We start from the raw sequence: 17,426 nt of genomic DNA, 5'->3' as shown, positions 1-17,426 counted from the left end.
TTGCTATGCGCACCGGGGGGTACTGCGCGCTGCGGCTCGGGGGCGGGAGATGCGTACGCGCTGTACGCGCCGCCAAGCTCAGGCTGTTAGCGGGGTGGATGTCAGGCGGATGCCTGACGGGCCCGGTTGCGAGCGGCGCGGCGCTTCATGGCGCGGCGCTCGTCCTCGCTGAGACCACCCCAGACGCCGGAGTCCTGGCCGGACTCAAGCGCCCACTGCAGACACTGATCCATAACGGGGCAGCGACGGCAGACGGCCTTGGCTTCCTCGATCTGCAGCAGCGCAGGACCGGTGTTGCCGATGGGGAAGAAGAGCTCGGGGTCTTCCTCGCGGCAAACGGCGTTGTGACGCCAGTCCATGGCTGCTACCTCTCCTTGGTATTACGTGCGGGTTGCTTGTGAATGTGAACGCTTTCACGAATCCCTCAACAAGTGAAGGGCCGAACGCCAGGTTCACTGGCGGGGTCCTGTGGATTGAAGAGGGGTTCCGGTGATCCGTGGAGGCCGGTGTTGCGGGCCGTCTCGATCGCCACGTAGAGACTCGCAAACCTCAGCGGCGGATACAACCCCTTCTGGAAAGTTTTTTTTGATTCCTCGGTGTCGACTAGGTCACAGCCGTACTTCCATGGGGTGGATCCTGGTCTAAACGTTCGAGTGAAAGGACTTCAGCCCTTTCTGCTCACACAATCACACGCAGTGCACGGCGTACGCCTGTGAACGTCACGCTCGTACGCAGTCCGAGGTGGTCGCCGTCCATCTGGAGGGGCAACGGGGCCTTCGAATGCAAGGTGAACTCGCTCAGGTCGTGCAGGGCCGCGGCGTGCTTTCCATGGGGCCCGCGTTCGGGGGACGAAGTGAGCAACTGGGTGCCATACCGGGCAACCGCGGCGCTGGACAGCCGGGTGAGACCGAGTACGTCGAGGCCTTTATCGAACGACGCCTTAGGTGACGTGTACATCGGGCGATTGCCGAGATACGTCCAGGGCGAGGTGTTCGAGACTATGGCCACCACCAGATCGCCGACCGGGTCCTGGCCGGGCTGCTCCAGCGTGATCGTCCCGTGCCGGCGGTGCTGCTCGCCGAGGAACTGCCGGACCACCTGGCGCACGTACAGCGCGTGCGTCGATTTCTTGCCCTGCTCCCGCTGCTGCTCGACCCGCCCGACCACACCGGCGTCGAACCCGAGCCCGGCGTTGAAGGTGAACCAGCGCGAGGGCACCGCCTCGTCCTCGGTGCCCGGCGTCCCCGAGGTCAGCCCGAGGCCGACCGTGCGCTCGCTGCCCTCGCGCAGGGCGTCGAGGATGGCGCCGGTGGCCTCCACGGCGTCGTTGGGCAGCCCCAGGGCGCGCGCGAAGACGTTGGTGGAGCCGCCGGGGACCACGGCGAGGCCGGGCAGGCGCTCCGGGTCGGGGCCGGTGTGCAGCAGGCCGTTGACGACCTCGTTGACGGTGCCGTCGCCGCCGAGGGCCACCACCAGGTCGACGTTCCCGCTCTCCGCCGCCTGGCGGGCGAGGTCGCGCGCGTGACCCCGGTACTCCGTGGTGACGGCCTCCAGCTTCATCTCGCTGGCGAGCGCGTGGAGCAGGACGTCGCGCGTACGTGCGCTTGTGGTGGTTGCCGCCGGATTGACCACGAGAAGTGCACGCATGAGTTGCAGCGTACCTACTGGGGGGTACCGGTCCCATACCGAGGTAGGGGTTGGGTAAGAGGTGAGGGCGTGAGCCTGGACACCTGGGGCCGTTTTCCGAGGGCTACCCTTCTGGGGTGAGCGCTGAGCAGACCCCCGCCCCGGAGACCGACGGCCCCGACGGACCCCGTCCGCGCCGGCTGACCTACGCGGCGGTCCTCGTCGCGCTGGAGGGGCTCGCGCTGGCCGTCGGCGGAGTGTGGATGCTCGTCCTGGGGATCACCGGCGACCCGGACGACCGGCAGCAGGCGGTCACCGGAGGCGTGACCCTGGTGGTGCTGGCGCTGCTGCCGCTGTTCGCCGCGCGCGGACTGCTCGGCCGGCGCGGCTGGAGCCGGGGGCCCGCCGTCATCACCCAGGTCATGGCGCTGCCCGTGGCCTACAACCTGCTCCAGGCCGACAGTGTGGCCATCCCGGCCGGTATCGCGCTCGCGGTGGTCGCGGTCGCCGCGCTGGTGCTGCTGGTGAACCCGGCGACGACACAGGCCCTCGGAATCCGAGGGCCCGGCCGCCGCACCGAAGAGCCGTAGGGAGCCGTAGAGCCGGTCTTTGGCCCGGTCCTGTTCCCCGGTCCGGGCCTACTCCTCGACGAGGAGCTTCTCCCGCAGCTGGGCCAGTGTCCTGGCCAGCAGCCGGGACACGTGCATCTGAGAGATGCCGACCTCCTGCGCGATCTGCGACTGCGTCATGTTGCCGAAGAAGCGCAGCAGCAGGATCCGCTTCTCGCGGGGCGGCAGGTCCTCCAGCAGCGGCTTGAGCGACTCGCGGTACTCGACGCCCTCCAGGGCCTCGTCGTAGGCGCCCAGGGTGTCCGCGACCGCCGGGGACTCGTCGTCGGTGTCCGGGACGTCCAGGGACAGCGTGGAGTACGCGTTGGCGGACTCCAGGCCCTCCAGGACCTCCTCCTCCGAGATGCCCAGCTTCTCGGCCAGCTCGTGGACCGTGGGGGAGCGCCCGTGCCGCTGAGAGAGCTCCGCCGTCGCCGTGGTCAGCGACAGCCGCAGCTCCTGGAGCCGGCGCGGGACGCGCACCGCCCAGCCCTTGTCCCGGAAGTGCCGCTTGATCTCGCCGACGACCGTCGGGGTCGCGTACGTCGAGAACTCGACACCGCGCTCCGGGTCGAAGCGGTCGACCGACTTGATCAGGCCGATGGTGGCGACCTGGGTCAGGTCGTCCAGCGGCTCGCCGCGGTTGCGGAAGCGGCGCGCGAGGTGCTCGACGAGCGGCAGGTGCATACGGACCAGCCGGTTGCGCAGCTCCGCGTACTCGACGCTGCCGTCCTTGAGCGTGCGCAGCTCGATGAAGAGCGCGCGCGCCCCGCTGCGGTCCTGGGGGTCGTGCCGGGTGCTCTGCGCACTCTGCACGGCCTGCGCGCCCGCCACGTCGTCCCGCTCGTGCTCGCTCATCGTCTGGTCCGTCGCCCTTCCCCGAGCTTTCGCCTCCTCCCCCACGCTCGACTGAGTCGGAGCGGGGGAACCCCCGGCAACGGGGGAGACCCCACCAATACGCACGACACCGTCCTGCTCACGTTGACCGTCGTCCGTCACACCGGCCTCCGAGGGTTCGTCCTCCGGATGCGGCCGGGCCTGCTCGGGAATTCCGCCGCGGGGCACCAGGGGGCCGGCGTCCGCCGCGCGGCTCGCCCCGCCCGTGCCGCCCTCGGTCGGCAGCTCCCGTGTGCCGCGCTCTTCTTCCCGCACCGGCCCGTCCCCGTTCCTCACGCCGGCCCGGGTCCCGCGCCGCGCTGTTTGTAGAGGCTGATCGAAACGGTCTTGTCCTCGTCGACTGCCGATGAGACCTTGCCCGCGAGGGCCGAGAGCACGGTCCAGGCGAAGGTGTCGCGCGAGGGCGCGTGACCGTCCGTCGTCGGGGCGGAGACGGTGACTTCGAGCGAGTCGTCCACGAGCCGGAAGACACAGCTGAGCACTGAGCCGGGCACGGCCTGCTGGAGCAGGATCGCGCAGGCCTCGTCCACCGCGATGCGGAGGTCCTCGATCTCGTCGAGGGTGAAGTCCAAACGGGCCGCGAGGCCGGCCGTGGCCGTACGCAGCACCGACAGGTAGGCACCCGCAGCCGGCAGCCGGACTTCCACGAAGTCCTGGGTCGCGGGCTCGCCTGCGATCTGGGACACCCTCACCTCCAAGGTGGTACAAGCTCTATCGGGGGCCCAGGGGTCGCCCCCCGGGGTAACGCGATACTTGGTTCAGCGGTGACGCTACCGCGCTCTGAACTTTCCTGTCCCCGGGACCCCAACCCCATGCTGTCACTCATAGTAAACCTACGGATACGCTCCGTGGCTAGGGGTCCTGCGGGCCCAATTGGGAAGAGCGCGCGCCGGGTTGACGTACCCAGACGTCAGACGGTCGAACCGTCGCGACCGGGGGTCGGATTTCGGCTCACGGCGTCACAGGAGCACATGGTCGACGAAGCACCAGCGCCAGCTCTCCCCGGGTTCGTAGGTCCGCATCACCGGATGTCCGGATTCCTTGTGATGCGCTGTCGCGTGGCGCAGGGGCGAGGAGTCGCAGCAGGCGACATGGCCGCAGAAGAGGCAGAGTCGCAGCTGCACGGGGTGGGTGCCGGCCGCCAGACACTCAAGGCAGGTCTCGCTCTGCGGCTTCGGTTCCGGGAGCGGCAGCGCGTCGGCGTGCGTGCACTGTTTCATGATTGCCAGATTACGACGGCCGCGCGGTCGGCCGCGCGGAAAAACGAGGGCGGGCGAGGACGATGGACGTGATGCCACTGCTGTTGCTGGTGGCGGGAAGTGCCGCGGTGGCCGCCGGGGCCCGGCGCACCCCGGTGCCGGCGCCGCTGCTGCTGGTCGCGGTGGGGCTGGCCGTCTCGTACGTGCCGGGGGTCCCGGACTACACCCTGGACCCGGACGTCGTCCTGCCGCTGCTGCTGCCCCCGCTGCTGTACACCTCGGCCACCGACAGCTCGTATCTCGACCTGCGGGCCCAAGTGCGGCCCGTGGCGCTGCTGTCGGTGGGGTACGTGCTCTTCGCCACGTTCGTCGTCGGCTGGGCCGCGTACGTGATCGTGCCGGGGCTGCCACTGACCGCGGCGCTGGTGCTGGGCGCGGTGGTGGCGCCGCCGGACGCGGTCGCCGCGACCGCGGTGGCCCGCCGCGTGGGACTGCCCTCGCGGATCACGACGATCCTCCAGGGCGAGTCCCTCCTGAACGACGCCACCGCGATCACCGCCTACAAGGTGGCCCTCGCGGCGGCGGTCGGCGAGGGCGCCACCTGGGCCGGCGGCATCGGGGAGTTCCTGCTCGCGGCCGTCGGCGGGGTCGGGATCGGCCTCCTGATGATGGTCCCGATCCACTGGCTGCGCACACACCTCAAGGAGGCGCTGTTGCAGAACACGCTCTCCCTGCTGATCCCGTTCGTCGCCTACGCGGTCGCCGAGCAGGTGCACGCCTCCGGAGTGCTCGCCGTCGTGGTCGTCGCGCTCTATCTGGGGCACCGCGCGTGGGAGGTCGATTTCGCGACCCGCCTCCAGGAGGAGGCCGTGTGGAAGATGGTCGCCTTCGTCCTGGAGTCGGCGGTGTTCGCCCTGATCGGACTGCAACTGCCGGTGGTCCTCAAGGGACTTGGCGAGTACCGCGGCCTGGACGCGGCCCTGTACGCGATCGCCCTCTTCCTGGTGGTCGTCGTGACCCGCTTCGTGTGGGTGTACCCGGCGGCCTTCCTGCCCCGCATGTTCTCCGCGCGGATCAGGGAACGCGAGGACAACCCCACCTGGAAGGGGGCGATGACCACCGCGTGGGCCGGCATGCGGGGCGTGGTCTCGCTGGCCATCGCCTTCTCGATCCCGCTCACCGTGCACGGCGGCGATCCCTTCCCGCAGCGCAACATCATCCTGTTCCTGACCTTTACGACGGTCATCGGCACCCTGGTGGTGCAGGGCCTGAGCCTGCCCCCGATCATCCGGCTGCTGAAATTCCCCGGCCGCGACCCCCAGGCCGAGACGCTCGCCGAGGCCAACGCCCAGGCCCAGGCCTCCCGAGTGGCCGAGAAACGCCTCAACGCCCTCCTGGAGGACGAGCGCAACGCCCTGCCCCCTCCGCTGGCCGACCGCCTCCGCGAGGTCCTGGAGCGCCGCCGCAACGCCGTCTGGGAGCGCCTGGGCGCCACCAACCCCGTCACCGGCGAAACCGTCGACGATACCTACCGCCGCCTGTCCCGCGAGATGATCAGCGCCGAACGCTCGATGTTCGTGCGCCTGCGCGACGGCCGCTACATCGACGACGAGATGCTCCGCACCCTGCTCCGCAGACTGGACCTGGAGGAGGCGGCGGCTTATCGGGAGGCGGCGTAGGCGGTGTCCGCGAAGTCCCGCCCGTCTCGCGACGCCCGGCACGCACGCTCGGGCGGGGTGGCGATCGCATGCACCGGGCGCCGCGAGGCCTGCGCCCTGCGGGCGAACGACGGCACTTCGCGGACACGACCTGGGCCCTCACGGGAAGGGCCGCCCGGTGACGACCGCCGTGATCGTCGTCCCGCGCGGAAAGGCGCCCTCTCCTGCCAGGGCGACAAGTCCGTACAGCAACTTGGCGACATAGAGACGCTCGACGGCCAGGCCGTGGCGCTGCTCGAAGTCCTCGGCGAAGGCGTCGAGTTCGGCGGGCACGCGCGCGTAGCCGCCGAAATGGAAGCGGTCGTCGAGCGACCAGTCGCCGCGACGGCCACCGAAGGCACTCTCCTGGAGGGCGGTGATCTCGGCGCCCAGGAAGCCGCCTTTGAGGACCGGTATCCCCAACACCCGCCGTCCGGGGGCGAGTCCGGCCGCCAGCCCGGCCAGCGTGCCGCCGGTCCCGCAGGCGAGGGCCACCACATCGGCATGGGGATGGGCATCGATGTCGGCGTCGGCACGCGTGCGCAGCTCCTCCCCGAGGGCCCGGCAGCCGCGTACCGCGAGGGCGTTGCTGCCGCCCTCGGGGACCACGTACGCGTCCTCCGCGTCCACCGCCCGCAGGATGCCCGCCAGCGTCCCCGGCTCGGTCTTGCGCCGGTACGTCGACCTGTCGACGAAGTGGAGGCGCATTCCGTCCGTCGCGCAGCGGGACAGGGACGGGTTGAGCGGGCGGTCCGCCAGCTCCTGGCCGCGGACCACGCCGACCGTGCGCAGGCCCAGGAGGCGGCCCGCGGCGGCGGTGGCGCGCAGGTGGTTGGAGTAGGCGCCGCCGAACGTGACGACCGCGCGTCCGGCCGCCGCCGCGAGGTTGGGCGCGAGTTTGCGCCACTTGTTGCCGATCAGGTCGGGGTGGATCAGGTCGTCCCGCTTGAGCAGCAGCCGGACACCGTGCCGCCCGAAGCGCCCGTCCGTGACCTCCTGCACCGGTGAGGGGAGCCGGGGCCGTAGCGCGGAGAGGTCGGGGCTGGTCACGGCACCATTGTCACCCGGTGCACCTGGAGTACCCGGGGTGCTCGGAGCACTTGGAGCACTCGGCTCGCCCGGGTCTCCGGGGGGCTACTTCAGCCTGTCGTGGATCCGCTCGCGCAGCCACGTCATCGTGAACCCGCGCGGGTCCACCTTTCCGGGCTGCCACTCCAGGTGCCCGATCACCGACCGCTCCGACCAGCCGTGGTGGCGGCAGATCGCCGCGCAGACCTTCTCGATGGTCTCCAACTGGGCCGCGGGCCACGGGTCCTCGCCGTCGCCGAGGTTCTCGCACTCGAAGCCGTAGAAGTGCCGGTTGCCGTCGGTGTTGGCCTCGTTGTCGTGCGGCAGCGCCTTCTCGGCGATCACCGCGCGCAGCACGTCGTCGTCGCCGAGCCCCGCGTGGTTGGCGCGGCCGTAGCCGACGAGGTGGAGGGTGCCGTCCTTGGTGATGACGCCGTGGCAGAGGGGACCGGGCAGGTCCGGGCGGCCGTCCCGGCAGAGGGCCACCGTCCGCGCGCCGCCGTTGGTGACCGTGTGGTGGATCATCACGCCGTGGACGGGACCCCAGGGGCCCTTGTGGTTGCGGTTGTGGTGCTCCCAGTCGCCGACCTCGACGACCGTGACGCCCTCCGCCTTCAGGCCGGCCAGAAAGCCGCCCGCGGACATGGGTGAGGCCATGAACGCCTCCTTCGTGCTGTGCGACGGCCGACGTGCACGGCCGCCTGTTATCGCTGCTTGTACCGAAAAAATCCGGTACGGACGACTTGTTCGTACGGCGTGCGAGCCGATCCGGACAACGCCCGCCTCAGCGGCAACTCGAACGACATTCGACGTAAACAGCCCCTGTGCCCAGTGCCTGAAGATCCATTCCCCCTCTTTCGGGTAATAGCACCGGCACGCAGAGTGAGGAAGGCTGGTGCGCGGGAACGATGCCGGGCGCACAGGGCCCGGCATGAATGGGGAGGGCATTTCTCTATGTCGGTAGGCGAAGAGGTCCGCGCGGAGCAGAACAAGCCGCAGCAGAGCCTTGGCACGGCGGCTGCGCGGAACCTGGCCACCACCACGAAGTCCGCACCGCAGATGCAGGAGATCAGCTCCCGCTGGCTGCTGCGCACACTGCCGTGGGTGAACGTGCAGGGTGGCACATACCGGGTGAACCGACGGCTGAGCTACTCCGTGGGCGACGGCCGGGTGACATTCGTGAAGACCGGCGACCGCGTCGAGGTCATCCCCGCGGAGCTCGGCGAACTGCCCGCGCTGCGGGACTACGAGGACGAGGAGGTCCTCTCGGAGCTGGCCACCCGCTGCCGGCAGCGCGAGTTCGCCCCGGGGGAGGCGATCGCGTCGTTCGGCAGCCAGGCCGACGAGGTGTACCTGCTGGCCCACGGCAGGGTGGAGAAGATCGGCACGGGCCCCTACGGCGACGACACCGTCCTCGGAGTCCTCGCCGACGGCGCCTACTTCGGCGACCAGGCACTGCTGGACCCGGAAGCCATCTGGGAGTACACGGCCCGCGCGGACACCGCCTGCACGGTCCTCATCCTGGCCCGCGGGGACGTCGAGCAGGTCGCGGAGCGCTCCGAGACCCTGCGCGAACACCTCACGCAACTGCGCACGATCCCCGAGCAGCGCACCAACAAGTACGGCGAGAAGGCCATCGACCTCGCCGCGGGCCACTCCGGCGAGCCGGACATCCCGCACACCTTCGTCGACTACGACGCCCGGCCGCGCGAGTACGAACTGAGCGTCGCCCAGACCGTGCTGCGCATCCACTCGCGCGTGGCCGATCTCTACAACCAGCCGATGAACCAGACCGAGCAGCAACTGAGGCTCACCGTCGAGGCGTTGAAGGAGCGCCAGGAGCACGAGCTGATCAACAACCGCGAGTTCGGCCTGCTCAACAACTGCGAGTACGACCAGCGGCTCCAGCCGCACGACGGCGTGCCCAGCCCGGACGACATGGACGAGCTGCTCAGCAGGCGGCGCGGCACCAAGCTGTTCCTCGCCCACCCGCGCGCGATCTCCGCGTTCGGCCGCGAGCTGAACAAGCGCGGACTGGTCCCGGAGTCCATCGACGTCGGCGGCAACCGCATCCCGACCTGGCGCGGGGTGCCGATCTACCCGTGCAACAAGATCCCCGTCAGCGACCGCCGGACCACCTCGATCATCGCCATGCGTACCGGCGAGAACGACCAGGGTGTCATCGGCCTCCAGCAGGCGGGCATCCCGGACGAGATCGAGCCCAGCCTGTCGGTGCGCTTCATGGGCATCAACGAACAGGCGATCATCAAATACCTCGTGACGGCCTACTACTCGGCGGCGGTCCTGGTGCCGGACGCCCTCGGCGTCCTGGAGAACGTCGAGATCGGCCGCTGGAGGTGACGTTTCAGCAGCTGGACGCGGTGTCCCCGCCCTTCGGGGCGGGTACACCCCGGTCACCTGCGCTCAGCCGCAGTGGAAGCGCCACCGTCCGCGGACTCTCCGAGGGGGACCCCATGGCCGAGTTCAGGGCGGAGACGAGACAGCACACCGAGGGGACACGGCCGAGCGGTGGCGCGCCGCCGGCCGACGGGCACGAGGCGGCGGTGATCCTGGAGGGGGCCCGGGAGACCGTCGACCCCGAACTGCGTGCGGCGATCGACTCGCTGCCCGGCTCGATGCGCCGGGTCGCTCTCTACCACTTCGGGTGGGAGCACGCGGACGGCACTCCGGCGGCGGGCAACGCCGGCAAGGCGATCCGCCCGGCCCTCGTCCTGACCGCCGCCACCGCGCTCGGCGGCGCACGGGCCGGGGCGAGCGCGCTGCGGGCCGCCGCGGCGGTGGAACTGGTCCACAACTTCACGCTGTTGCACGACGACGTGATGGACCGCGACACCACCCGCAGACACCGGCCCACCGCGTGGACCGTGTTCGGCGACCCCGACGCGATCCTCGCCGGTGACGCGCTCCAGGCACTCGCGCTGCGGCTGCTCGCCGAGGACCCGCACCCCGCGTCCTCGGCCGCCGCGGCCCGGCTCGCGGACTGCGTCGTCGAACTGTGCGAGGGCCAGCACGCGGACACGGCCATGGAGAAACGCGACCCCCGCGAGGTCACCCTCGACGAGGTGCTCGTCATGGCCGAGGCCAAGACCGGCGCCCTGCTCGGCTGCGCCTGCGCGGTGGGCGCGCTGTACGCGGGGGCGTCCGCCGAGGACGTGGCGGCGCTGGACGCGTTCGGCCGGCAGGCCGGGCTCGCCTTCCAGCTGATCGACGACGTCATCGGCATATGGGGCGACCCGGGCCGCACCGGCAAACCGGCCGGCGCCGACCTCGCCGTACGCAAGAAGTCGCTGCCCGTGGTCGCCGCGCTCACCTCGGGCACCCCGGCGGCCGTGGAACTCGCCGAACTGTACGGACTGCCGTACGAGGAAGGGGACTTGGAGCGCACCGCGCTCGTCGTGGAGCGGGCGGGCGGCCGGGACTGGGCGCAGGCCCAGGCGGCCGACCGGATGGCGCGGGCCGTGCAGGAGCTGGCCCGGGCGATCCCCGACCCGCAGGACGCGGGCGGTCTGCTCGCGCTGGCCGAGTTCGTGACCCGGCGCAGCAGTTGAGGACCGGCGGGTCCCGCGCATCCCCACGGTGCGCGGGGCCCGCCTTCGCCCGTCCCACCTCCCTATAGGCTCAACACCCTTACGGAACAGGACTGTTGAGACGCGGAGGCGGGACATGGGCGTGGCGATACGGGTGGCTGGCGAGGACGACCGGGAGCTGGTCGTCCGGCTGCTGGACGACGCGTTCCAGGACGATCCGGTGAGCGGCTGGGTCTTCCCCGGCACCGAGTACCGCCGTACGACCCACCACCGGCTGATGTCCGCCTTCACGGACGCCGTGCTCGCCGACGGCCGCATCGACGTCACCGAGGACGGCACGGCGTGCGCGCTGTGGCTGTCGATGCCGGGCGAGGCGCACCCGGCGGACGGCGAGGGCCAGGACGAGCACGGAGACGGACACGGGGGCGAGGACGAGGCCGTGGCGCTGCGCGAGTTCGTCGATCCGGACAACGAGCGGGTCGAGACGATCGCCCGGCTCATGGCGGAGTCGCACCCCACCGGCCGGGCCCACGCATACCTCTGGATGATCGCCGTGACACCTGACCGGCAGGGCGAGGGCCTGGGCGCCGCGCTCATCGGGCACGTCCTGGACCGCTGCGACCGCGAGGGCCTGCCCGCGTACCTGGAGGCGAGCAGCGAGCGCAGCACCAAGCTGTACGAGCGGCTCGGCTACACCCGCACCGCCACCACCCTCGACCTCCCGGACGGCCCCCGCATGTACCCCATGTGGCGCGAGCCGAGGCCGTAGCGGGCCCGGTCCGGGGCGCGTGGCGAGGGCCGCCGCAAGGGCCGTAACGTGGGCGTATGCCGGAATCAGAAGCCACCGCCGCCCCCGTCACCGTCCTCCACATCACCGAGCGCGCCCTGTGGGACGCGGCCCGCGAGCGCGGTGTCTACGAGTGGTCGACCCGTGGCCGCACCCTCCAGGAGGAGGGCTTCATCCACTGCTCGACGCGCGCCCAACTCCCGCGCGTGGCGGCCTTCTTGTACGGCTCCTACGACGGCCCCGACGAGCTGGTGGTCCTGGAGGTGGACCCGGAACGGCTCGGCGGATCGCTGAAGTACGAGGCGCTCAAGCCGGGCGGCGAGGAGTTCCCGCACGTCTACGGGCCGATTCCGGTGGACGCGGTGGTGGGCGTACGGCCGTGGGACGGCACCGCCTAGGAGCGGTTCGGCAGCCCGCCGGTCTCCGGGTCGCGGCCGGTCAGGCAGTACACACCGCCGGCCGGGTCGCGCATCACGGTCCAGTGCGGGCCGCGCGCCACGGCACGCGCCCCGAGCCGCTCGTGCCGTGCTCCGGTCGCGTCGATGTCGGCGCAGGCCAGGTCGAGATGGGCGGCGGCGGGCCGTTCCGCGCCGAGCCGCTGGAGCAGCACGCGGATCGGCAGCCCGGACGGCGGCCTGAGCACATGGAACTCGGGGAGCGCGCCCGGCAGCGAGGCCCAGTCGGGCAACAGGGCGCTCCAGAAGGCGACTTCGGCGTCGTAGGAGCCGGGGCCGATGTCCAGGGACACCTGGTCGAGGCGGCTGCCGTCCACGACGGGCGGCCGTACGGACTCGCCGTGCCAGGGGACCGCGCAGAACAACTGCCCGGCCGGGGACCGGAGTACGGACCAGCCGTCGTGCGCGGAGACGGCGTCCGCGCCGAGCCGCAGCGCGCGGTCCACGAACGCGGGCACGTCCTCGGCGCAGAAGTCGAGATGCGCCCCGCCCGGTCCGGACCCGACCCCCTGCATCTTCACGCAGGGATCGGCCCCCTCCGCCAGCAGGGTGACGAACTTCCCTTCCGTACCGCGCGGTTCGGACAGCCGGGTGTCCGTGACGGCGGTCCAGAACGCGCGGGCGGGGTCGAGGACCGCGTGCGGGCGGTCGACGAAGGCGTAGGTCCAGCGGATGGTCATGGCGTGATCGTAGGCCGGAGAACCCGACCGATCCTCCCGGGCTTCCTCAGTCCCCGCTGCGCTGCATGAACCGCAGCATGTTCCCGGCCGGGTCCCGGAACGCGCAGTCACGGACGCCGTAGGGCTGGTCCGTCGGCTCCTGGACCACCTCGGCGCCGGACTCCTGGACGCGGGCGTAGAGCGCGTCGCAGTCGGCGGTGGTGAAGTTGACCCCGCGCAGGGTGCCCTTGGCGAGCAGTTCGGCCATGGCCTGCTTGTCGGCGGGGGAGGCGTCCGGGTTCGCGGCCGGCGGCTCCAGCACGATCTCCACGTCCGGCTGCAAGGGCGACCCCACGGTCACCCAGCGCATGCCCTCGAAACCGACGTCGTTACGGATTTCCAGCTCCAGCACGTCGCAGTAGAAGGCGAGCGCCTTGTCGTGGTCGTCGACGGCGATGAAGCACTGGCGGAGTTTGAGATCCATGAACGACAGGCTAGGGCCGCGGGGGCGGTCCCGCCCGGTTCGGGCGGGTGAAAGTACGGGCCACGCAGGACGGGATGACGGCCCCCGCCTCGTGGGAGCGGGCGCGGTAGGCGCTGGGGGTCTCGCCGACCAGTTCGGTGAAGCGGGAACTGAAGGAACCGAGCGAGGTACAGCCGACGGCCATGCACACCTCCGTCACACTCAGGTCCCCGCGCCGCAGCAAGGCCTTCGCCCGCTCGATCCGCCGGGTCATGAGATAGCTGTACGGCGTCTCCCCGTACGCGGCGCGGAAGCTGCGCTGGAAGTGCCCCGGCGACATCAGCGCGGTCCGCGCGATCGAGGCCATGTCGAGCGGCTCGGCGTACTCCCGGTTCATCCGGTCCCGGGCCTGACGCAGCCGCACGAGGTCGTCACGGTTCACGGGGTCCAGGATGGCACGGGCCCGAGAGGGAGGGGGAGGGAGCGGGAGGGAGCGGGGGGCACGACGAAGGGGCCCGGCCGGCGAACCGGCAGAGCCCCTTCCCCTTGTGCCCACTGACCCGCGATGGTGCACCGATCGCCGGTCGGGCCGGGCCGACCTGGGTCAGGCCTTCTTGGTCTCCCAGAAGATCTTGTCGATCTGGGCGATGTAGTCCAGCGCCTTCTGGCCCGTCGCCGGGTCGGTGGACGCCTTGGCGGCCGAGAGGGCCTTCAGGGCGTCGTTGACCAGCTGGTGCAGCTCCGGGTACTTCTCGAAGTGCGGGGGCTTGAAGTAGTCGCTCCAGAGCACCGAGACGTGGTGCTTCGCGAGCTCGGCGCGCTGCTCCTTGATGACGGTGGCACGCGCCTGGAAGTGCGGGTCGTCGTTGGCGGCCATCTTGTCCTGCACGGCCTTCACCGACTCCGCCTCGATGCGGGCCTGGGCCGGGTCGTACACACCGCAGGGCAGGTCGCAGTGCGCGCTGACCTTCACCTTGGGGGCAAACAGGCGGGAAAGCATGGAGCGTTCCTTCCTCGTGATCGTCTTCTCAGGTGGGACATTACTCCCTGGAGAAGCTGATTTCGCGAGTGCCCCCATGGGCTTAGGACAAAAGTACGGGGTCGGACTCAGACTGGTGGAGGATAGGACCGGGGAGGTGCCGGGGATGCCGGAGCTGTCGCAGGAGACCGAGCGCGGGAGGGCCGTACTGCCCTTCGGGACGGCCGAGGTGACCGGGCCGTCCATGGTGCCGACGCTGGTCCACGGGGATCTGCTCGTGGTGCAGTACGGCGCCAGGATCAGGCCCGGGGACATCGTCGTGCTGCGGCATCCGTTCCAGCAGGACCTGCTGGTCGTCAAGCGGGCCGCGGAGCGGCGCGACGGCGGGTGGTGGGTGCTCGGGGACAACGTGTTCGCCGGTGGGGACAGCACGGACTACGGCACCGTGCCCGAGGACCTGGTGCTGGGGAAGGTGCGCTTCCGGTACCGGCCGCTGGGGCCCGGTCAGCGTTCGCCGTTCGCGCTCGCCCGCTGGGTGCTCTCCGCGGCCAGGCCCGTGCTCTGCGACCGGTCGGCCTCCAGGCGCTTCCGGGCCCGGTAGGCGGCCACGTTGGCGCGGGTCGCGCAGCGGTCCGAGCAGTAGCGCCGGGAGCGGTTGGTCGAGGTGTCGAGGTAGGCGTTGCGGCACGGGGGCGCCTCGCACAGGCCCAGGCGGTCGACGCCGTACTCGGTGAGGTGGAAGGCCAGGCCCATCGCCGCGATGGCCGCGTAGCCCGCGGTCGCGTTCGACGGGTGGTCCGCGAGGTGCATGTGCCACAGCGGGCGGCCGTCCTCGTCGCGGAAGTTGTGCCCGGAGATCTGCGGGCTGACCGGGAACTCCAGGAGGAGCGAGTTCAGCAGGTTCACGGAGAGGGTCTCGTCGCCGTCGTCGGCCGCCTGGAAGACCGCCCGCAGCCGGCCCCGGACCGACCGGAAGCGGGTGACGTCGGCGTCGGTGGCGCGACGGGCCGCCTCCTTGTTGCTGCCGAACAGGTCCCGTACGGCCTCGACCGAGGTCAGGACGTCCTTGCCCCGGGCCGGTTCCTCGGTGTTGACGAGGCGTACGGCGTAGTCCGAGTAATAGGCCAGTTCCACTTGTAGTCCTTACGGAGGGGCTCTATGGTCGTGGATGCGGTCGGGTAACAGCTGATCGTGCTTCCAGGGTATTACGGCAGTGACATTGTGGCAGCGAGTGGACAGGGGGTCCTCATGGCGACCGGTGTCGGAACCGACTGGCAGTCCTGGCAGGAGAGCTGGGACCGGCAGCAGGAGTGGTACATGCCCGACCGGGAGGACCGCTTCCGGGTCATGCTCGACATGGTCGAGGCGAGCGTCGGACCCGAGCCGCGCGTCCTCGACCTCGCCTGCGGCACGGGCAGCATCACGGCCAGGCTGCTGGCCCGCTTCCCGAACGCCACCAGCACCGGAGTCGACCTCGACCCCGCCCTCCTCGCCATCGCCCGCGGCACCTTCGAGGGGGACGGACGGGTCTCCTTCGTCACGGCCGACCTCAAGGACCCGAGCTGGACGAGCGACCTGCCGTACGACACGTACGACGCGGTCCTCACCGCCACGGCCCTCCACTGGCTGCACACCGAACCCCTCGCCGCCCTCTACGGCCAACTCGCCGAACTCGTCCGCCACGGCGGCGTGTTCATGAACGCCGACCACATGATCGACGACACCACGCCCCGGATCAACGCGATCGAACGCACCCGAAGCCGCGCCCGCATGGAACAGGCCCAGCGCGCCGGCGCCCTCGACTGGGCCGAGTGGTGGCAACTCGCCGCCCGGGACCCGCTCCTCGCCGCACCCACCGCCCGCCGCTTCGAGATCTACGGCACCCACGCGGACGGCGACACGCCCTCACCCGCGTGGCACGCACGCGCACTCCGCGAGAAGGGGTTCGCGGAGGCCCGTGCGGTGTGGAGCTCGCCTTCGGACACGGTGTTGCTGGCGTTGAAGTAGGCCGGATTTCCTGGCCGTTGGCGCACGGGTGCCACTACTTCTTTGCGGAGGCGAGTAAACGTCTTTGCACAAGCGGGTGAACGCCGTGAAATGATCTCCGCCGATGAGCGGCCGGTGGGCCGTTCTGGAGCGAGGGGGGAGATCCTGCGATGCAGCTCAAGAGGTCCACGGCGGTGGCGGCGATGTGTGCGGCTCTGGCAGCCGCTGGAACGATCACGGCGCCGTCGGCCTTCGCCGAAGGGAACGGTGGGTGCTATTCGTACTCGGACGTGGACACGTATCCGAACGACAGCACCCTGATCACCTGGAAGTCCTGTCTGAGCAAGAAGGCCACGAGGACAGGGCACCCCTATGCGATCGTCTCCATGGGGAAGAAGCATCCGAAGTGCAAGATCCTGATCACCGTCGTCACCACCGGCGAGAAGATCGTCTCCAAGAAGGTCTACGCCTGCCCGACGGGCAAGGTGGTCAACAAGCGGTACAACGGCACGGACTTCAAGGGCAAAGGGCAGTTCACGACCTTCGTGCACATGTCCGGCGTGACGACGGAAGGCAACCTGTCCCCACGCAGCCCCTGGCTCAATCTGCGCTGACCTGAACGGCGGTTGTGGTCCACCCCGGCCAGGGGTGGACCACAACCGCCGTCGGGGACGACTTCAGAGCACCTTGGACAGGAACCCCTGAGTCCGCTCGTGCTGAGGGTTCGTCAGGACGTCGCGTGGGTGGCCGGATTCGACCACCACGCCGCCGTCCATGAAGACGAGGCTGTCGCCGACCTCGCGGGCGAAGCCCATCTCGTGGGTGACGACGATCATCGTCATGCCGGACTCGGCCAGGTCGCGCATGACGTCGAGGACGTCACCGACCAGCTCCGGGTCGAGGGCCGAGGTCGGCTCGTCGAACAGCATCAGCTTCGGGTCCATCGCCAACGCCCGCGCGATGGCGACCCGTTGCTGCTGGCCGCCGGAGAGCTGCGAGGGGTAGTTCTGCGCCTTGTCGGACAGCCCCACCCGCTCCAGGAGCTGCATCGCACGCTCCCTGGCCTGCCCCTTGTTGACGCCCCTGACCTGCACGGGCGCCTCGATGATGTTCTCCACGGCCGTCATGTGCGGGAACAGGTTGAAGCGCTGGAAGACCATGCCGATGTCCCGGCGCTTCACCGCCACCTCGCGGTCGCGCAACTCGTAGAGCTTGTCGCCCTGTTGGCGGTAACCCACGAGTTCGCCGTCGACGTACAGCCGGCCGGCGTTGATCTTCTCCAGGTGGTTGATGCACCGCAGGAAGGTCGACTTGCCGGAGCCGGAGGGGCCGATGAGGCAGAACACCTCGCCGGACTTCACCTCCAGGTCGATGCCCTTGAGGACCTCGACCGGCCCGAACGACTTGTGGACGCCCTCGGACTTGACCATCGGGACCGACGGGTCCGTGGCCGC

At 70.4% G+C, this 17,426-nt stretch carries 22 protein-coding genes; 9 read left to right on the top strand and 13 right to left on the bottom strand.

Annotation, left to right across the window (positions count from 1 at the left end; translation table 11 throughout):
• Positions 1–101: 101 nt before the first annotated feature.
• Together ACIQPR_RS00995 and ACIQPR_RS00990 are read right to left on the bottom strand one after the other, a co-directional pair.
• Complete coding sequence (locus ACIQPR_RS00995) at positions 102–359, bottom strand: WhiB family transcriptional regulator (RefSeq protein ID WP_006142322.1); 258 nt, start codon at positions 357–359, stop codon at positions 102–104.
• A gap of 319 nt (positions 360–678) precedes the next feature.
• Positions 679–1,647, bottom strand: coding sequence for a diacylglycerol/lipid kinase family protein (locus ACIQPR_RS00990; protein WP_403639969.1), 969 nt, complete (start codon positions 1,645–1,647; stop codon positions 679–681).
• Positions 1,648–1,763: 116 nt separating this feature from the next.
• Between ACIQPR_RS00990 and ACIQPR_RS00985 the strand changes: the two genes are divergently transcribed.
• Entirely contained in the window at positions 1,764–2,216 is a 453-nt protein-coding gene (locus ACIQPR_RS00985; protein WP_403639966.1) for a hypothetical protein, read from the top strand.
• 48 nt (positions 2,217–2,264) lie between these two features.
• Here the strand turns inward: ACIQPR_RS00985 and ACIQPR_RS00980 are convergent, their stop codons facing one another.
• The 3 genes from ACIQPR_RS00980 to ACIQPR_RS00970 all read right to left on the bottom strand — a co-directional run bounded on the left by ACIQPR_RS00980 (position 2,265) and on the right by ACIQPR_RS00970 (position 4,351).
• Positions 2,265–3,386, bottom strand: a complete 1,122-nt coding sequence (locus ACIQPR_RS00980) for an RNA polymerase sigma factor SigF (protein ID WP_403639963.1) — start codon at positions 3,384–3,386, stop codon at positions 2,265–2,267.
• Positions 3,387–3,403: 17 nt separating this feature from the next.
• Positions 3,404–3,817: an anti-sigma regulatory factor gene (locus ACIQPR_RS00975; RefSeq protein WP_004925829.1), complete on the bottom strand. Its 414-nt coding sequence runs from the start codon at positions 3,815–3,817 to the stop codon at positions 3,404–3,406.
• 273 nt (positions 3,818–4,090) lie between these two features.
• Complete coding sequence (locus tag ACIQPR_RS00970) at positions 4,091–4,351, bottom strand: UBP-type zinc finger domain-containing protein (protein WP_403639960.1); 261 nt, start codon at positions 4,349–4,351, stop codon at positions 4,091–4,093.
• Between the two features lie 62 nt (positions 4,352–4,413).
• Here ACIQPR_RS00970 and ACIQPR_RS00965 point away from each other — a divergent pair, with 62 nt between their 5' ends.
• Entirely contained in the window at positions 4,414–6,009 is a 1,596-nt protein-coding gene (locus ACIQPR_RS00965) for a Na+/H+ antiporter (RefSeq protein WP_403639957.1), read from the top strand.
• Between the two features lie 138 nt (positions 6,010–6,147).
• Here ACIQPR_RS00965 and ACIQPR_RS00960 read toward each other — a convergent pair whose 3' ends face one another.
• Together ACIQPR_RS00960 and ACIQPR_RS00955 are read right to left on the bottom strand one after the other, a co-directional pair.
• Positions 6,148–7,077, bottom strand: coding sequence for a 1-aminocyclopropane-1-carboxylate deaminase/D-cysteine desulfhydrase (locus tag ACIQPR_RS00960; RefSeq protein WP_403639955.1), 930 nt, complete (start codon positions 7,075–7,077; stop codon positions 6,148–6,150).
• A gap of 84 nt (positions 7,078–7,161) precedes the next feature.
• Positions 7,162–7,752 carry an N-acetylmuramoyl-L-alanine amidase gene (locus tag ACIQPR_RS00955; protein WP_403639952.1) on the bottom strand — a complete coding sequence of 197 codons (591 nt, stop codon included), beginning with the start codon at positions 7,750–7,752 and terminating at the stop codon, positions 7,162–7,164.
• Positions 7,753–8,049: 297 nt separating this feature from the next.
• On the opposite strand from ACIQPR_RS00955, the gene ACIQPR_RS00950 reads away from it, so the two are divergent.
• The 4 genes from ACIQPR_RS00950 (at position 8,050) to ACIQPR_RS00935 (ending at position 11,828) form a co-directional block, all read left to right on the top strand.
• Positions 8,050–9,456 carry a family 2B encapsulin nanocompartment shell protein gene (locus ACIQPR_RS00950; RefSeq protein ID WP_403639950.1) on the top strand — a complete coding sequence of 469 codons (1,407 nt, stop codon included), beginning with the start codon at positions 8,050–8,052 and terminating at the stop codon, positions 9,454–9,456.
• A gap of 113 nt (positions 9,457–9,569) precedes the next feature.
• Positions 9,570–10,664 carry a family 2 encapsulin nanocompartment cargo protein polyprenyl transferase gene (locus ACIQPR_RS00945; RefSeq protein ID WP_403639948.1) on the top strand — a complete coding sequence of 365 codons (1,095 nt, stop codon included), beginning with the start codon at positions 9,570–9,572 and terminating at the stop codon, positions 10,662–10,664.
• Between the two features lie 115 nt (positions 10,665–10,779).
• Positions 10,780–11,412 (top strand): GNAT family N-acetyltransferase, encoded by a 633-nt coding sequence (locus ACIQPR_RS00940; protein ID WP_403639945.1) that lies wholly within the window; start codon positions 10,780–10,782, stop codon positions 11,410–11,412.
• Positions 11,413–11,468: 56 nt separating this feature from the next.
• Entirely contained in the window at positions 11,469–11,828 is a 360-nt protein-coding gene (locus ACIQPR_RS00935; RefSeq protein WP_403639941.1) for a DUF952 domain-containing protein, read from the top strand.
• Here ACIQPR_RS00935 and ACIQPR_RS00930 read toward each other — a convergent pair.
• The 4 genes from ACIQPR_RS00930 to sodN all read right to left on the bottom strand — a co-directional run bounded on the left by ACIQPR_RS00930 (position 11,825) and on the right by sodN (position 14,007).
• A complete protein-coding gene (locus ACIQPR_RS00930) occupies positions 11,825–12,565 on the bottom strand; it encodes a VOC family protein (protein WP_403639938.1) in 741 nt (246 codons plus the stop codon). The genes ACIQPR_RS00935 and ACIQPR_RS00930 overlap by 4 nt on opposite strands.
• Before the next feature lie 46 nt (positions 12,566–12,611).
• Positions 12,612–13,028, bottom strand: coding sequence for a VOC family protein (locus ACIQPR_RS00925; RefSeq protein ID WP_019072193.1), 417 nt, complete (start codon positions 13,026–13,028; stop codon positions 12,612–12,614).
• A gap of 10 nt (positions 13,029–13,038) precedes the next feature.
• Positions 13,039–13,449 carry a helix-turn-helix transcriptional regulator gene (locus ACIQPR_RS00920; RefSeq protein WP_200687222.1) on the bottom strand — a complete coding sequence of 137 codons (411 nt, stop codon included), beginning with the start codon at positions 13,447–13,449 and terminating at the stop codon, positions 13,039–13,041.
• A gap of 162 nt (positions 13,450–13,611) precedes the next feature.
• Complete coding sequence (sodN, locus tag ACIQPR_RS00915) at positions 13,612–14,007, bottom strand: superoxide dismutase, Ni (RefSeq protein WP_005480378.1); 396 nt, start codon at positions 14,005–14,007, stop codon at positions 13,612–13,614.
• 145 nt (positions 14,008–14,152) lie between these two features.
• Between sodN and sodX the strand changes: the two genes are divergently transcribed.
• On the top strand, positions 14,153–14,587 hold the full coding sequence (sodX, locus tag ACIQPR_RS00910) for a nickel-type superoxide dismutase maturation protease (RefSeq protein ID WP_403639934.1): 435 nt from the start codon (positions 14,153–14,155) through the stop codon (positions 14,585–14,587).
• On the opposite strand, the gene ACIQPR_RS00905 is transcribed toward sodX, so the two are convergent.
• Positions 14,491–15,120, bottom strand: coding sequence for a CGNR zinc finger domain-containing protein (locus tag ACIQPR_RS00905; RefSeq protein WP_403639931.1), 630 nt, complete (start codon positions 15,118–15,120; stop codon positions 14,491–14,493). The genes sodX and ACIQPR_RS00905 overlap by 97 nt on opposite strands.
• Before the next feature lie 114 nt (positions 15,121–15,234).
• Between ACIQPR_RS00905 and ACIQPR_RS00900 the strand changes: the two genes are divergently transcribed.
• Positions 15,235–15,993, top strand: a complete 759-nt coding sequence (locus ACIQPR_RS00900; RefSeq protein ID WP_403639929.1) for a class I SAM-dependent methyltransferase — start codon at positions 15,235–15,237, stop codon at positions 15,991–15,993.
• Between the two features lie 149 nt (positions 15,994–16,142).
• Positions 16,143–16,586, top strand: coding sequence for a hypothetical protein (locus ACIQPR_RS00895; protein WP_403639928.1), 444 nt, complete (start codon positions 16,143–16,145; stop codon positions 16,584–16,586).
• A gap of 63 nt (positions 16,587–16,649) precedes the next feature.
• Here the strand turns inward: ACIQPR_RS00895 and ACIQPR_RS00890 are convergent, their stop codons facing one another.
• A complete protein-coding gene (locus ACIQPR_RS00890) occupies positions 16,650–17,402 on the bottom strand; it encodes an amino acid ABC transporter ATP-binding protein (RefSeq protein ID WP_200710843.1) in 753 nt (250 codons plus the stop codon).
• Positions 17,403–17,426: the final 24 nt, after the last annotated feature.

This window comes from Streptomyces sp. NPDC091280, from assembly GCF_044768565.1.
Lineage (GTDB): Bacteria > Actinomycetota > Actinomycetes > Streptomycetales > Streptomycetaceae > Streptomyces.
Note: the sequence above shows the minus strand (reverse complement) of the source record. Positions and strands in the feature narration are given on the sequence as shown.